Below are 14,022 nucleotides of genomic sequence, written 5' to 3'. Positions count from 1 at the left end.
CGGGCATGGTGTTGCTCGACTTGGAGCTGCGGGTCGTGGCCTACGACCACCCGGACGCGGCGAAGCTGATCTCCGCCGTCCAGCAGGAGTACGTCCTCCGCTACGGCGATGAGGACATCACCCCCGTCGACCCCGCCGAGTTCGCCCCGCCGCTGGGCCTGTTCGTCGTCGGCTACCTGGCCGGGGAAGCCGTGGTGTGCGGTGGGTGGCGCGCGCACGACAGCGACGACCCCGACTTCCGGGACGGCGACGCGGAGATCAAGCGCATGTACGTCGTGGACGAGGCCCGCGGCAAGGGGCTCGCCAAGCGCGTGCTCGCCGAACTGGAGCGCACCGCGCGTGCGGCCGGACGGCTCCGCATCGTGCTGGAGACCGGCACCAAGCAGCCGGAGGCGGTCGCGCTGTACGGCGCCAACGGTTACGCGCGCGTTCCCGGTTTCGGGGCCTACAAGGACGATCCGCTCAGCATCTGCTTCGGCAAGCCGATCGCCTGAGCGCGGTCACCACGGTCACCGCAGTCACCCCGGTGGCTCCGCGATGGCCGAGTCCGTGATCGTGGAGTCGTCCGCCAGCAGCAGCGCCTTGCCAAGGATCAGCCGCAGCGCCGCGTCACCTTCGAACGGCAGCCACACGTCGTGGTCGATTCCCTTGACCTGCTTGGGGAGCACACAGAGATAGCGGTCGTCCGGCGCCACCGCCACGTTGCCCGAGCCGAAGTGGATCCGGTACCGGCGCAGGTCTCCGCGCACTTCGAGGAAGCGATCAGTGACAGTGCACCGCCGCGCGACCGGGAGACGGGGGAGCACACGTCGCACGATCTCGCGCCGTGCCACCGCCGCGGTGGACAACTCACCGAATCCGTAGGCGTCCCAGTAGCCGCGGTAGGAGCTGTCGACGCCGTTGTCCTCCCACACCGGATCGGCGCCGATGCTCGCGTTCTCGATGAACAGTTCGACGTCGCGCATGACCTCGCTGAACACGCGGGGCGGGATGTGGGCCAGTGGTAGCGGTTCGGAGATGTCGTCGGTCACGTCGTCCCACGGCGCGTAGTCCGCCCCTGCGGCACTGGCGGTGTTCTCCGGCGCGTAGAGCGGGTAGAAGCGGACGTGCTCGGTGTCGACGTACTGGTAGCCCTCGGACTCGCTCGGCTCGACGTCGAAGGCGTCACCGATGCCTTCGACCCACAGTTCGGCGCGCAGCCCCCACTCCGGCAGCTCGCGCACGGTCGGCAGGCAGTCCGCGTCCATTGTGGACCGTGGTTGGTTCAGCCAGCCCCGCGCGGTCGCGGCGGCGTGGAACCGCTGCTGATCGAGGATGTGCGCGGTGAAGCGCGGCGAGAACAGCTCTGTCTGCCGCTCTGTCTCGTTGAGCTCGTAGACCTCGCGGTGCGCCTGCTTGAAGGGCTGCACGATGCGCTGTTCGGTGAGCAGCGCGCGCCATTCGAGGACTTCGTCGGCTTCGTGGTCGATCGGGTGCCACAGCGCGACGTCGTCCGTGGGGCGCACGGACACCGGCTGTCCATCCAGTCCGCGCAGACCACCCTCGTAGTACACGCACGCGTGCACACCGACGATCCAGATCAGCCTGCGCGCGATCGTGCCGACGACCGGGTGGTCGAGGTACCGCTCCCGCCACTGCTCGAAGTGCCAGACTCGGTGCTCCGCGAACAGCCGTTCCAGCCGTGTCTTCTGCTCCGCGAGGGTCGTGTTGACATCCTTGACGAACGCGCGCAGCTCACGGAGTTCGTCCGCGTGCTCCGCGCGCACGGACGCGGGAACAGACTTGGTCGCCATGCCGTCGTGGTCGCGCCACCGCGTGCGCACGCCGGACGGTTCGACGGTCAGCTCCACCTGTGCGTCCCCGATCGCGCGGCTGCCGTGGCCCGTCGCGGTGAAGTCGAAGCGGGGGACCGCGATCTCGTCGATCTCACCCCTGCTGACACCCAGCACGTCCGCCTTCACCGCGAGCACCCTGTCCAGCATCCGCAGCGTGGGCTTGTGGCTGACCCGGTTCGCCAACCGCGCGATCTCGGCCAGCGCGGGTTCACCGTCCACAGTGGAGAGAACCTGCACCGCGGCGCTCGCCACCCTCGCCCTGCGCGGACGCCCGCCGAGCGCGCTCTCCACGACCGCGCCGAGCAGGCGCGGGTCCGCCGTCCGTTCGTCGGCGACCGCACGCAGCCACAGCAGACCGCGCAGTGCGCTGTCGTTGTGCTCCGTGCGCCCGTCGGCGGAACCGGGCGGCGCGGTCGCGAAGGTGCTGAGCCAGCCGTCGGTCCGGGCGGTCACCTCGTCGGCGCCGAGCGCGTCCAGCAGCTCCCGCGCCCGGGTGCGCCACGTCCGCGCGGGACGCGAGGCCACCAGCGCGAGCGCGTGCCGCAGCAGGTCCTCCCAGTGGCGCGCGTGCTCCGGCGGCAGCGCGGCGACCTCGGCGATCGCCTGGTCCGCCCAGGCCTCACCGGGGACGAGCACCGGAGCCCGCAGCACCACGGCGCGGGCGAACCCGTGCGGCGTGGCCAGCCGGCCGCGCGCGTAGCCGAGCAGCCGCCCCGGCAGCGCGCCGAGCCGAGCCAGCACGGCGCCCAGCCACGCCCCTGGGCGGACCGGTCCCTCCTGGAGTCGTGCCAACACGTGTTTCACCGCCTCCTGCGCGTGGGTGGACCGTGCTGCCGTCGTCATCGCTGGTGAACCCAGTTCGTCAGCACGGACCCGACGGTAGACAGGGGGTCTGACACTGAGCGCCCGGATACTGTGCGACATGGCCATTTACGCTCTCGGCGAGCTCGTACCGGACATCCACCCCGATGCCTACGTGCACCCCGAGGCCACGGTGATCGGCAACGTCGTGCTCCGCGCACACGCGTCGGTGTGGCCGCAGGCGGTGCTGCGCGGGGACTACGGGCGGATCGAGGTCGGTGAGCGCACGAGCGTGCAGGACGGCACCGTGGTGCACTGCACGCCGATCCACCCGGTCCTGATCGGCGTGGAGTGCGTCGTCGGCCACAACGTGCACATCGAGGGCGCGACCATCGGCGACCGCTGCCTGATCGGCTCCGGCTCCGTCGTGCTCAACGGCGCGGAGATCGGCGCGGGCGCCGTCGTCGGGGCGGGCGCGGTGGTGTCCTTCGGCGGGCGGGTGCCCAGCCGCAGGATGGCGCTCGGGGTCCCCGCGCGCGTCAGGGAGGGCTTCGAGGTCGCCGAGGACCACGTGGACATCCCCGTCGCCATGTACGTGGCCAACATCGACGAGTACCGCACCAAGCTCCGGAGGTTGGACTGATCCACCAGTCGCTGCTCGACGCTGTCCTCGAAGAGAACGACAAGCTGCCGGAGGAGGGCAGTTACCGGTTCGTCGTCGGTCGGCCCGCCGAGGTCGCGTTGGTCGCGGAAGGGATCGTCGCCGTCCGCGCGGGTCGGTTGGACGAAGCCGTCGCTTTGCTCGCACGCGTCGACTACGAGCTCCACGAGCTTCGTGACCCCGTGCACGGCGATTTCCTCGTCGTGCGCGAAACGGCTGCTTATAAGCGTTGCTGGGGCACCTACTACCTCCGCGCGGGGTCCTATCGCGATGTGGTCGTCGAAGTGCCTCATCCGCGCCACGACAGGTACACGCCTGATTTCGGCGTAGAGGCGCTTCACCGCTGCGAAGCCTCGGTGCTCCTCGTCGCGGGAACGCATCGCTACGCGAACGGACGGCCGCGCGAAGGTTGGGAACCACCGTCTGACATGGCGCGCAACCCGCGCAGTCTCTTCCAGGCTGTGCACGAGCGGTTGAGCACCGCGAGTACGGATGTGTTGCAGTATCACGGCTTTGTCGAGGACGGCTACCCCGATGTCGTGCTCAGCAACGGTAGTGCGCGACCGCACGAACGGCTGCATCGCGTCGCGAAGCGCATGCGCGCGGCCGGTGTGCGCGCTGAGGTCTTCGACGGCAGGAACTGGCCTTCTGTTGGTGCCACGAAGAATCCGCAGGCCAGGTACACCAGGAGGATCGGCGGGCGGTTCTACCACATGGAGCACCAGCCGGAGGTTCGCGACGACGTCACGTTGCGGACCGCGATGGTCGAGGCGGTAGCGGCGGAACTCGGGTGAACGCGGCCCGCTATCGTCACCGCCCGTGGCTGGACGACCGTTGAACGAGATCATGGATGCCGGTTGGGCGAAGGCCCTCGCACCGGTCGAGGACCGCATCACCGCGATGGGCGAGTTCCTGCGCGCGGAGATCGCGGCGGGGCGGGAGTACCTGCCTTCGGGGGAGAACGTGCTGCGGGCGTTCCAACAGCCCTTCGACGACGTGCGGGTGCTCATCGTCGGCCAGGACCCCTATCCCACGCCGGGGCACGCGGTCGGCCTCAGCTTCTCCGTGGCCCCGGGTGTGCGCCCGCCGGCCAGCCTGATCAACATCTTCAAGGAGTACCAGCAGGACCTCGGCCTGCCGCTGCCGACCAGCGGTGACCTGTCGCCGTGGGTGGAGCAGGGCGTGCTGCTGCTCAACAGGGCGCTGACCGTGGAGCCGCGCAAGCCCGCCGCGCACCGGGGCAAGGGCTGGGAGGACATCACCGCCCAGGCCATCAAGGCGCTCGCCGAACGCGACAAGCCGATGGTGGCGATCCTGTGGGGCCGTGACGCGCGCAACCTCGCCCCCACCATGCCGAACGTGCCGTGCGTCGAGTCCGCGCACCCGAGCCCGATGTCGGCGAGCAACGGCTTCTTCGGCTCGCGCCCCTTCAGCAGGGCCAACAAGCTCCTCGAGGACCAGGGCGTCGCTCCGGTCGAGTGGAAGCTCCCCTAGCCCCAATGGCCCCTTTGACGCGTTGAGGTAGCTGAATGACTCATTCAGGACGCTCAAGTACCTCAATGAGTCATTCAGCGCGTAACCCCAGCGCGAGGCGCGATCTGCTGCTGGTGGTGAGCGGGGTCGGCGTTTCGGTCTTCGGGACCTGGCTGACCACGCTCACACTGCTGCTCTCGCTCTCCGCGCACGGGCCCTTCGCGGTCGCACTGGTGCTCGCGGCGGAACTGGTGCCGGTGGCCTTTGGCGCGCCGGTGGTCGGTCTGCTGGTGGACCGGCTGCCCAACCGCAAGCTGCTGATCGGAGCGCAGCTGGTCCAGGCGGGCGCTGTGGCCGCGCTGATCCCCGCGCTCGGCAACGTGCCGCTCTCGGTGCTCATCGCGTTCTGCTACGGCTTCGGCACCGCGGTGACCAAGCCCGCCGCGAACGCGTTGCTGCCCAGGATCACCGGTGAGGGCAACGAGACCAGGGGCTACGCGGCGTGGGGGACCGCGTCGACGATCGGGATGCTGCTCGGGTCCGCTCTCGGCGGAGTGCTGATCACCGAGGCCGGGCCCACGGTGGCCCTGCTCGTCGACGTCGCGACGCTTGTCTTCCAAGCGGTGCTGCTGATGTTCGTCCGCGCCGAACGAGATCCACGGCTGAGCCCCCAGCGACGTGCGCGCGGAGCCGCCGCGGCTGGTCTGCGCCACCTCCGTGCCGACACAGTGCTCGTCGCTGTCGCTTCGGGCGGCGCGGTCGTGCTGTTGGCCTCAGTGCTCGTGAACGTCGTCCAGGTCTTCTACGCCACAGACGTGCTCCTGGCCGGCGGAGTGGTTCTCGGCGTCATGACCGCGTGCTGGGGCGCGGGAAAGCTTGTGGCGAACAGGATCGCCGCGCGGTTGACCGGAGAACGGGCGCTGCTGCGGATGCTTGGCGCCGGCGGAGTACTGCTGGGCGTCGCGCTCATCGTGGCTGGTGTGCTGCCGCACGTCGTGGTGGCGTGCCTGATGTGGGCGGTGGCTGGTGCGGCTAGCGGCTTCCAGAGCCTCAGCATCCAGGCGCTCACCGCCTTGCGGTCTCCTGACGAGCTGCGCGGGCGGGTCTTCGCGGCCGTGAGCGCGGTGATGACCACGTCCAACCTGCTCGGCACGGTGGCCGGTGCGGGGGTGGTCGCCGTGCTCGGGCCGAAGTGGACCCTGGTCTGCGGCGGAGTCCTCGCACTGGTCGCGGCGGTGCTGACCCACCGCGTCGCGACACGCCGAACGGCCCGGGTGGACTGAGTCCGACCCGGGCCGTTGAAGCAGTTCAGGGGTGCGTCAGCCGCGAACGACCTTGCCCGCCTTCAGGCAGGAGGTGCACACGTTGAGCCGCTTGCGCTGCGAGATACCGATCTTCGCGCGCACGGTCTGGATGTTCGGGTTCCACCTGCGGTTCGTCCTCCGGTGGGAGTGCGAGACCGACATGCCGAAGCCCGGCCCCTTGTTGCAGACGTCGCACACGGCAGCCATGTCGGGCGCTCCTTCAACCGTTGTCAAGCGATGAAATCTTCAAGGCCCAGGTATGAGCCTTGGCATGGGATGCGGCCACAACTGACGCGCGTCAGTTACGGACAGCCCGCACAGGTTATCCCGAGTCGGTTCGAGCATCCAAACCGCCCCCGTCGGTACGCTCCGGTGCTGGTGATCGCCGACCACGTTTCGACTGGCTGACGCGGGGATGGTGCGGGTGCTGGGAGTGCTGGACGCCGCTGCGGTGCGCCGATGGGCCGTGACCTGCGTGGACGCCCTGGAGGCGAGCCGTGAGGAGATCGACCGGATCAACGTCTACCCGGTCGCGGACGGCGACACCGGGACGAACCTGCTGCACACGATGCGCGCGGCCCTCGAAGCGCTGGTCAGGGCCGATGTGGCGGACGCGGGCGGTGCCGTCGCCGCGCTGGCCAGGGGAGCGCTCGCGGGGGCGCGGGGGAACTCCGGCGTGATCCTGTCCCAGGTGCTGCGCGGTTTGGCCGAGGAGTGGGCGGGTGCGGAGACCGCGGGCGGTGAGGGCATCAGAAGGGCCCTGATCAGGGCGGATGCGCTGGCGACGGCAGCAGTTGCCAATCCCGCTCCCGGCACGATCCTGACGGTGCTGCACGCGGCGGCCGCGGCGGTGCGCGAGTGCGACGGCGACGACCTTGCCGAGGTCGTGGTGACGCTCTCGAAGGCTGCGGCTGACGCGCTCGCGGAGACCCCCAGGCAGCTCTCCGCGCTCGCCAAGGCGGGCGTGGTGGACGCGGGTGGTCGTGGCCTCGTGCTGTTGCTGGACGCGCTGGCCGAGGTCGTCACAGGTGACCGCGTGGAGCGCCCCGTCGGTCCGCAACGCTTGGCGCGCTTGGCCGAGGACCTGCACGCGGAGCGCGAAGGCGGCTCGGCGGAGTTCGAGTACGAAGTCATGTACCTGCTCGACAGCAGTGACGACCGTCGCACCAGCACGCTGCGCGCGGAGTTGGCCGCACTGGGCGACTGCGTGTCCGTTGTGTCGGACGGCACACCGGACGGCGCGGGGCTGTGGACCGTGCACGTGCACTGCAACGACGTTGGCGCGGCGATGGAAGCCGGTGTTGAGGCGGGCCGTCCACATCGGATCACGGTGGTGCGCTTCGCTGATCAGGTAGAGGCAGCGCCGAAGCGCTTCGTGCGCGAGCGCGCGGTAGTGGCCATTGTGGACGGAGAGGGCATCGCGGAGCTCTTCCGCGGTGAAGGCGCCGTAGTGGTGACCGTGCCGCCCGCGCAGCCGTTGGACACTGCGGACCTCCTTGCGGCCGTTAGTGGCAGTCGTGCCGCACACGTGGTGCTTCTGCCCAACTCGACGCACTTCAACGTCGTAGTGGACGAAGCGTGCGCACAGGCGACAGAAGCAGGACAAGACGTCGTCGCGGTTCCTACGGCGTCTGCTGTGCAAGGACTTGCCGCGCTGGCCGTGCACGATCCCGCGCGCAGGGCGGGTGATGACGTCGTGGCGATGGCCGAAGCCGCGGCGGCGACGCGGCGCGGAGAGCTGCTGATCGCCCAGCGCGAGGCGTTGACGTGGGTCGGCCGCTGTCAGCCAGGAGACGTGCTCGGCATGGTGGACGGGGAGGTCGTGCTGATCGAACCCGCCTCCGCCGTGACCGCCGCTGCCTGCCGTCTGGCGGACCGGATGCTCGCGGCCGGTGGGGAGCTGGTGACCGCCGTGCTGGGCGCCGGAGCCCCGGACGGCGTGGCCGAGGCGCTGGCCGAGCACCTCCGGCACACCCGGCCCGAGGTGGAGCTCGCCGCCTACCCCGGAGGGCAGCCCGACGCAGTGTTGCTGCTGGGGGTGGAGTGAGTGTCAGAGGGGCGCGGTTGAATGGTGTCGATGGCTTCCTGGGACGACAAACTCGACCGGCTGCTGGGCGCGAAGTCCGGCAACGCGCTGGAGTCCGCGCTCGGACTGATCACCGTCGGCGACCTGCTGCGGCACTACCCGCGGCGCTACGCCGAGCGGGGTGAGCTGACGCGCATCGCCGACCTGGAGCTCGGCGAGCACGTGTCGATCATGGCCGAGGTCCGCTCGTGCACGACCAGGAACATGGCGAGCAGGCCGGGCACGATCACCGAGGCGATCATCACCGACGGCCGCGCGCAGCTGAGCCTCACCTTCTTCAAGCAGAAGTACCTCCAGACCAAGCTCCTGCCGGGCACGCGGGGCATGTTCTCCGGCAAGGTCTCGCGCTACCGGGACAAGCTCCAGCTGACCCATCCCGACTACAAGCTGGTGGGCGATGAGGAGGACGGGGCGTCGCTGCAGGAGTTCGCCAGCGGGCTGATCCCGATCTACCCGGCCACGAAGGAACTGCAGACCTGGACCATCGCGAACTGCGTGCGGCAGATCCTCGACCAGTGGGACGGCGTCGCCGACCCGGTGCCCGAGGAGATGCTCGCCGAGGCGGAGCTGTCCGGGCTGTCGGAGGCGTTGCGCCGCGTCCACCAGCCCAACAGCTGGGCCGAGGTCACCCTCGCCCGCCAGCGGCTGAAGTGGGACGAAGCCCTTGCGCTGCAACTGGTCTTCGCCCAGCGCAGGCATTCCGCGATCAGCCGCCCCGCTCCGGTCTGCCAGTTCAAGGACGGCGGTGTCGCGGCGGCCTTCGACGAGGTGCTGCCGTTCACGCTGACCGACGGGCAGCGCGAGGTCGGTGAGCTGATCTCGGCCGACATGTCCACCGACCACCCGATGAACCTGCTGTTGCAGGGCGAGGTCGGCTCCGGCAAGACGCTCGTGGCGCTGCGCGCGATGCTCCAGGCCGTTGACGCGGGCCGCCAGGCCGCGATGCTCGCGCCGACCGAGGTCCTCGCCGGGCAGCACGCCCGCTCGCTGCGCGAGATGCTGGGCGAGCTCGCGCGAGCGGGTGAGCTGGGCGCCCCGGACGTCGCGACCAGGATCACCCTGCTGACCGGCGCGATGGGTGCCAAGGAGCGCAAGCAGGCGCTGCTGGACGCGGCGTCCGGAGCCGCTGGGATCGTGATCGGCACGCACGCGCTGATCCAGGACCGGGTGAGCTTCGCCGATCTGGGCCTGGTGGTCGTCGACGAGCAGCACCGCTTCGGCGTCGAGCAGCGCGACGCCCTGCGCACGCGCGCGGCGGGCGGGGGCAGCCCACACATCCTCGTGATGACCGCGACGCCCATCCCGCGCACCGTGGCGATGACGGTCTACGGCGACCTGAAGGTGGCCGCGCTGCGCGAGCTGCCGAAGGGGCGCTCACCGATCTCCACCTCTGTCGTGCCGATCGCCGAGAGGCCCGCGTGGCTCGACCGCGTGTGGCAGCGCATCCGCGAGGAGGTCGCCAAGGGCCACCAGGCGTACGTGGTCTGCCCGCGCATCGGCGAGGTCGAGGGCGAGGAGGACGAGGCGCCCCCGAAGAAGAAGGCCAAGAGCGCCAAGGGCTCGAAGGATTCCAAGGAGCCGAAGGAGCCCAAGGGCGAGAGCGACCGCCGCCCGCCGCTCGCGGTGATGGACGTGGCGCCGGGGCTCGCCCGAGGACCGCTGCGCGGGCTCAGGGTCGGTGTGCTGCACGGCAAGCTGCCCACCGACGAGAAGGACACCGTGATGCGGGCCTTCGGCGACGGGGAGCTGGACGTGCTGGTCGCGACCACCGTGGTCGAGGTCGGCGTGAACGTCCCCAACGCCACGGTGATGGTGATCATGGACGCGGACCGGTTCGGCGTGAGCCAGCTGCACCAGCTGCGCGGACGCGTCGGCCGGGGCAGCGCGGCCGGGCTGTGCCTGCTGGTCAGCGAGATCCCGGCGAACACCTCGACCCGCCAGCGCCTTGAGGCCGTCGCGGCGACCACCGACGGCTTCGAGCTGGCGCGCCTCGACCTGGAGCTGCGCCGTGAGGGCGACATCCTCGGGTCGGCGCAGTCCGGCACGCGGTCGGCGCTGAAGATGCTGTCACTGCTGCAGGACGAGGACGTGATCGAGGCGGCCCGGGTGGCCGCCGACGAGGTCGTGGCGGCCGATCCCGAGCTGCTGAGTCACCCCGGGCTCGCCGGAATGGTCTCCGACCTCATTCACGAGGAGCACGCGGAGTTCCTGGAGAAGACCTGACTCGCTGTGCCCGGGTCAGCAGGTCTGGCCGGTGTACTTGGCGCCCTTCACGTCCTTGCGCATGCCGAGCCACGACTTGCCGGGCGGGACGCACCTCTCCTCGTCCGCCCCGAGCACTTTGTCCACTTCGATCTTGACATTGCCGCTGCTCGCGCAGTGGGTGTACCAGGAGTTGAGGACGTCGTAGTGGTAACCGCAGTCCTCAGCCTTCGTGGTTTGCGGGCTCGCGGCTGCCGGAAGCGTGAGTGCCGTGAGCGCCAGGGCGACGGCGGCCATGGCGGATGCGATTCTCATGTTTCACCCTGAATTCATTGTTCGCGGTCTGTCATGAACAATGAATAAGGCGACAAGTGTGGTTGTCAACGCGCTTCAAGGATAAATGCGCTCGCGGCAAGAGGTGGACGTGATCGGCGCCGCTCGGGTGGCCGTCGACGCAGTGTCGGAAATCAGCACAGTTTGTGGTCGTACCAGGCGTTCTGGATGGCTGAGAGACTACCGAGGGGAGTCCGGCCTGGGCCGACGCATTGCACCACGTCCGCGCCGGTGATGAAGTCCAGGCGAACCCAGATCCAGCTGCCGTCGTTCGTGCAGTGGTTGTACCAAGCGCGGCCGGTTTCCGGGTAGAAGCCGCACGGGTGGCCAGCTGTTGTCGCTTGCGAGTTCGCGGTGGCTGTCGGTGCCAGTGTCGTGATTGCTAAAGCAACTGCTGCAATGACGGGGGTGAGTCTCATATCGCGCTCCTTCGTTCGGAGGGCGTTGCAAGATCAGCTGAGATGGTCGACCGAGAACTGTCGCCAAGGTGGAGTGCGACGCTCCGTGTCGGCATTCGTGGTCTGTCGTGGACAATGACAGGCGAAGGTAAGCGCGATTGTCAATGCACTTCAGCGGCAAACTTGTGTCACGGCTGAAGGAGCAGGCGCCGGGGGGCCGTTGTGGTGCGATGAGTGCTTCCGTGGGACCTCGTGCGCCCGGACCAGCTGGGCGCGAGGCTGCCCGGGTGGCCGCCAACGATGTCGTGGCGGCCGATCCCGAGCTGGTGAGTCACCCCGGGCTCGCCGGAATGATCTCCGACCCCATCCACGAGGAACTCCTGGAGAAAACCTAATCCTCCGCTGCGCCGGAAATTAGCAGGTCAGGCCGATGGCCCAAGCGTTCTGGATTCTCGAGACCGCGCCGAGGAAAGTCTCGCCTGGCCCGACACACAGCTCCTGTCCATATTCGGTCCTGTAGTCCACGATGATCTTGATCCAGCTGCCGCTGCTCGTGCAGTGGTTGTACCAGGCGGTGTCGCCCTCTTCGAAGTAGCCACAGGGTGAATAGGCCTGCGTCGTCTGTGAGTTCGCGAAAGCTGTCGGTGTCAGTGTTGTGAGTGCCAAGGCGGTGGCCGCGATGACGGGGGCGATTCTCATGTTTCACCTTTCCTGGGTGTTCGTGGTCTGCCGGAGACAATGAAGAAGGTGGTAAGCGCGGTTGTCAACGTGCTTCAAAGGCAAACTGGTCACGTTCTTGTGTCGCTCGAAAACGGCAGGCGTCGAGGCCGGGTGCTGTGGTGCGATGGGCGCGTGAACCACGACGCGAACCGACCCTTCCGGTGGGACCTCGTGCGCCCGGACCAGCTCGGCACGCTGCTGGACGGCACGCGGCCGCCGGATCTGTGGTTCCTCGATGAGCTGATCGACTGTGCGGCGAAGGTGCTGGCGCGCAGTGGGGACGGGGAGATCTACTTCGTCGGCCGCTCGGCGGACAGCGTTTTCGACTTCCTCAGCGGAGCGCTCGCGGGCACGGACTGGGCGCAGCGCCTGCACCAGCTGCCGATGTCCCTGGGCGCGGTCAACACATGGATGGGGCAGCTCGACCAGCAGGAGACGGAACGGTTGCGGGCCAACATGTCCGCGTCGGGGCTCACGCCGCATCGGCTCGCGCGCGGACGCCGCCCGGCCGTGTTCGTGGACATTGTGAGCAGTGGCGGAACGTATGAGTGCCTTTACGGGGAACTGCGCCGGTGGATCTCCGACGAACGCGAGGCCTGGGATGTCGTTCGGCGCAAACTCCGCTTTCTCGGCCTCACCTGTCGAAAGCAGACGAGCCCGAACACGTTTCGCTGGCAGCAGCACGCTGAATGGACCGAGGAAATCCCCGCGAGCGCGATCGGCAATGTCTCGGTGGACGCCGGTGTCTACAGCTACTTCGCTGACCGGCAGACGAAACTGACGCCCTCGTTCGCCCGGTGGTCGTGGGCGGACCCGAACGTCGCGACTCCCGACCACGGCCAGAGGACCCGGCAGGCCCTCGCGGAGGCCGTCGCGCTGGTCGAAGCCGGTCGAAACAACCGCGATCGCCTGGTCAAAGTCATCGTCGCCGAGCCCACCTTCGCCGAGCCCTGGCTGCGCTCAGCGGTCAACCAGCTCCGCTGACTATTCGCAGCGCGGGCTGGCGGGGCCGCCGAGAACCTGCGCGGGACCCCACGGTCCGCCGGGCGCGGTCTGCGCGCGGAAGGTGATCGACTCGCCGGCCGGGGTCAAGGTGAACAGCCCCAGGCGTCCGTCCTGAGTGGACGTGACCGTGGGCGAGCACGTCGAGCTGGCGCCGTCGAAGGTCTCCCACGGGCCCCATCCGCTCGCGGTTTCCTTGCGGTGTTGGAGGCTGCTGGCGTCGCCTGCCACCACGAACACCTCAAGCCGACCGTCCGCGTTGCGCCCGACGGCCGGCCGCCCGGTCACAGGCTCGGAGAACTCCGCCCAGCCGTCGCGCAGCTCGTGCACGCGCTGATCGGAGGTCACGAACACGACCACACCGCTGGGCGTCGAAGCCGCGACAGGGGAGTGCGCGTCGGTCGGACCGCCGAGCGGGGTCCACTGGCTCCACCCGGCTGGCGTCTGCGTCCGCCCGAGGAGCTGGCCCGAGACGGTGGTGAACACCCGCAGCTGGCCGTCTCCGCCGCGCGCGACGGCAGGCAGCCCGGAGCCCTCGCCGAAGTCCTCCCACGGGCCCCAACCGGAGCCCGAACGTGCTCGGTGCAGCAGTTTCGACCCGCCCGTGGCCACCGCGAACAGATCCGTTCCGCCGTCGGCGACCACAGGAGCGGAGGCCGCCGCGCCGAAGTCCTCCCAGGGACCCCACGAGCCGTCATCGCGCTGAGCCCGATGGCGGATGTGCTCACCGGCCTTGCTGTCCCTGCGGTCGAGCGCGAACACCTCCAGCAGCCCCGATGAGGTGCGGACCACGGTCGGAGCGCCCTCGGTCGGCTGGCCGAACGGCTCCCACGGTCCCCACGCGCCCCCGGGCAGCTGCCGCCGGTGGTGCAGGTCGGCGTTGGGCGGGGCGGGCGCGAACACCTCCAGCAGGCCGTCCTTGCCGGTGGCGACGGCCGGACTGGTCGCGGCGGCGTAGAGCGGATAACCCGCCTGGGCCGGGATTCCGACCAGTCCGAGGACCAGGCTTACCGACAGAGCCAGCGCGAATCGCATCTCATCTCCCGCGAGTAGGACCGCAGAAGGGGGTAGCCGCGCGCCAGCGGACCGAAACCAGTGACCGGAAGCACAGCCGCCCGGCAGTCGCGAAGGACTGGGGAATCGATCAGGATGAAGTCCGTCACCTGGGACGACCCTCCCGCCCAGCGGGAGACGACGATACGGTGCC

General features: G+C 69.4%; 14 protein-coding genes. 8 read left to right on the top strand and 6 right to left on the bottom strand.

Annotated features, from left to right (window positions below; translation table 11 throughout):
• The first annotated feature begins 5 nt into the window (after positions 1 to 5).
• Positions 6 to 494, top strand: a complete 489-nt coding sequence (locus tag ABD798_RS30385; RefSeq protein WP_425549295.1) for a GNAT family N-acetyltransferase — start codon at positions 6 to 8, stop codon at positions 492 to 494.
• 24 nt (positions 495 to 518) lie between these two features.
• On the opposite strand, the gene ABD798_RS30380 is transcribed toward ABD798_RS30385, so the two are convergent.
• Complete coding sequence (locus ABD798_RS30380) at positions 519 to 2,630, bottom strand: DUF4132 domain-containing protein (RefSeq protein WP_344882382.1); 2,112 nt, start codon at positions 2,628 to 2,630, stop codon at positions 519 to 521.
• A gap of 127 nt (positions 2,631 to 2,757) precedes the next feature.
• Here ABD798_RS30380 and ABD798_RS30375 point away from each other — a divergent pair, with 127 nt between their 5' ends.
• The 4 genes from ABD798_RS30375 to ABD798_RS30360 all read left to right on the top strand — a co-directional run bounded on the left by ABD798_RS30375 (position 2,758) and on the right by ABD798_RS30360 (position 6,053).
• On the top strand, positions 2,758 to 3,279 hold the full coding sequence (locus ABD798_RS30375) for a gamma carbonic anhydrase family protein (RefSeq protein ID WP_344882379.1): 522 nt from the start codon (positions 2,758 to 2,760) through the stop codon (positions 3,277 to 3,279).
• A 137-nt stretch (positions 3,280 to 3,416) separates the two neighbouring features.
• Positions 3,417 to 4,091 (top strand): hypothetical protein, encoded by a 675-nt coding sequence (locus ABD798_RS30370; protein WP_344882376.1) that lies wholly within the window; start codon positions 3,417 to 3,419, stop codon positions 4,089 to 4,091.
• Between the two features lie 25 nt (positions 4,092 to 4,116).
• Entirely contained in the window at positions 4,117 to 4,791 is a 675-nt protein-coding gene (locus tag ABD798_RS30365) for a uracil-DNA glycosylase (protein WP_344882373.1), read from the top strand.
• A gap of 65 nt (positions 4,792 to 4,856) precedes the next feature.
• Positions 4,857 to 6,053, top strand: a complete 1,197-nt coding sequence (locus ABD798_RS30360; protein ID WP_344882370.1) for an MFS transporter — start codon at positions 4,857 to 4,859, stop codon at positions 6,051 to 6,053.
• Between the two features lie 36 nt (positions 6,054 to 6,089).
• On the opposite strand, the gene rpmB is transcribed toward ABD798_RS30360, so the two are convergent.
• On the bottom strand, positions 6,090 to 6,281 hold the full coding sequence (gene rpmB, locus ABD798_RS30355; protein ID WP_086825447.1) for a 50S ribosomal protein L28: 192 nt from the start codon (positions 6,279 to 6,281) through the stop codon (positions 6,090 to 6,092).
• Between the two features lie 208 nt (positions 6,282 to 6,489).
• On the opposite strand from rpmB, the gene ABD798_RS30350 reads away from it, so the two are divergent.
• Both ABD798_RS30350 and recG read left to right on the top strand, forming a co-directional pair.
• Positions 6,490 to 8,121, top strand: coding sequence for a DAK2 domain-containing protein (locus tag ABD798_RS30350; RefSeq protein WP_344882367.1), 1,632 nt, complete (start codon positions 6,490 to 6,492; stop codon positions 8,119 to 8,121).
• Between the two features lie 30 nt (positions 8,122 to 8,151).
• Complete coding sequence (gene recG, locus ABD798_RS30345) at positions 8,152 to 10,383, top strand: ATP-dependent DNA helicase RecG (protein ID WP_344882364.1); 2,232 nt, start codon at positions 8,152 to 8,154, stop codon at positions 10,381 to 10,383.
• A gap of 15 nt (positions 10,384 to 10,398) precedes the next feature.
• Here recG and ABD798_RS30340 read toward each other — a convergent pair whose 3' ends face one another.
• From ABD798_RS30340 to ABD798_RS30335, 3 genes are all read right to left on the bottom strand, one after another.
• Positions 10,399 to 10,677, bottom strand: coding sequence for a DUF6355 family natural product biosynthesis protein (locus ABD798_RS30340; RefSeq protein ID WP_344882361.1), 279 nt, complete (start codon positions 10,675 to 10,677; stop codon positions 10,399 to 10,401).
• A gap of 152 nt (positions 10,678 to 10,829) precedes the next feature.
• Complete coding sequence (locus tag ABD798_RS37280) at positions 10,830 to 11,114, bottom strand: DUF6355 family natural product biosynthesis protein (RefSeq protein WP_425549294.1); 285 nt, start codon at positions 11,112 to 11,114, stop codon at positions 10,830 to 10,832.
• Between the two features lie 393 nt (positions 11,115 to 11,507).
• Entirely contained in the window at positions 11,508 to 11,792 is a 285-nt protein-coding gene (locus ABD798_RS30335) for a DUF6355 family natural product biosynthesis protein (RefSeq protein ID WP_344882358.1), read from the bottom strand.
• Between the two features lie 153 nt (positions 11,793 to 11,945).
• Between ABD798_RS30335 and ABD798_RS30330 the strand changes: the two genes are divergently transcribed.
• On the top strand, positions 11,946 to 12,797 hold the full coding sequence (locus tag ABD798_RS30330; RefSeq protein ID WP_344882355.1) for a hypothetical protein: 852 nt from the start codon (positions 11,946 to 11,948) through the stop codon (positions 12,795 to 12,797).
• On the opposite strand, the gene ABD798_RS30325 is transcribed toward ABD798_RS30330, so the two are convergent.
• Entirely contained in the window at positions 12,798 to 13,850 is a 1,053-nt protein-coding gene (locus ABD798_RS30325; RefSeq protein ID WP_344882352.1) for a DUF8189 domain-containing protein, read from the bottom strand.
• Between the last annotated feature and the right edge of the window lie 172 nt (positions 13,851 to 14,022).

The sequence above is a fragment of the Allokutzneria multivorans genome, from assembly GCF_039537405.1.
GTDB classification, from domain to species: Bacteria; Actinomycetota; Actinomycetes; order Mycobacteriales; family Pseudonocardiaceae; genus Allokutzneria; species Allokutzneria multivorans.
This window is presented reverse-complemented; position numbering and strand designations above follow the sequence as displayed.

Bases quoted from the DNA above. Each gene is read 5' to 3' on its own strand.
- ABD798_RS30325 (WP_344882352.1), bottom strand. From the start codon at position 13,850: ATGCGATTCGCGCTGGCTCTGTCGGTAAGCCTGGTCCTCGGACTGGTC.
- ABD798_RS30335 (WP_344882358.1), bottom strand. From the start codon at position 11,792: ATGAGAATCGCCCCCGTCATCGCGGCCACCGCCTTGGCACTCACAACA.
- ABD798_RS37280 (WP_425549294.1), bottom strand. From the start codon at position 11,114: ATGAGACTCACCCCCGTCATTGCAGCAGTTGCTTTAGCAATCACGACA.
- rpmB (WP_086825447.1), bottom strand. From the start codon at position 6,281: ATGGCTGCCGTGTGCGACGTCTGCAACAAGGGGCCGGGCTTCGGCATG.
- ABD798_RS30350 (WP_344882367.1), top strand. From the start codon at position 6,490: ATGGTGCGGGTGCTGGGAGTGCTGGACGCCGCTGCGGTGCGCCGATGG.
- recG (WP_344882364.1), top strand. From the start codon at position 8,152: ATGGCTTCCTGGGACGACAAACTCGACCGGCTGCTGGGCGCGAAGTCC.
- ABD798_RS30375 (WP_344882379.1), top strand. From the start codon at position 2,758: ATGGCCATTTACGCTCTCGGCGAGCTCGTACCGGACATCCACCCCGAT.
- ABD798_RS30340 (WP_344882361.1), bottom strand. From the start codon at position 10,677: ATGAGAATCGCATCCGCCATGGCCGCCGTCGCCCTGGCGCTCACGGCA.
- ABD798_RS30360 (WP_344882370.1), top strand. From the start codon at position 4,857: ATGAGTCATTCAGCGCGTAACCCCAGCGCGAGGCGCGATCTGCTGCTG.
- ABD798_RS30385 (WP_425549295.1), top strand. From the start codon at position 6: ATGGTGTTGCTCGACTTGGAGCTGCGGGTCGTGGCCTACGACCACCCG.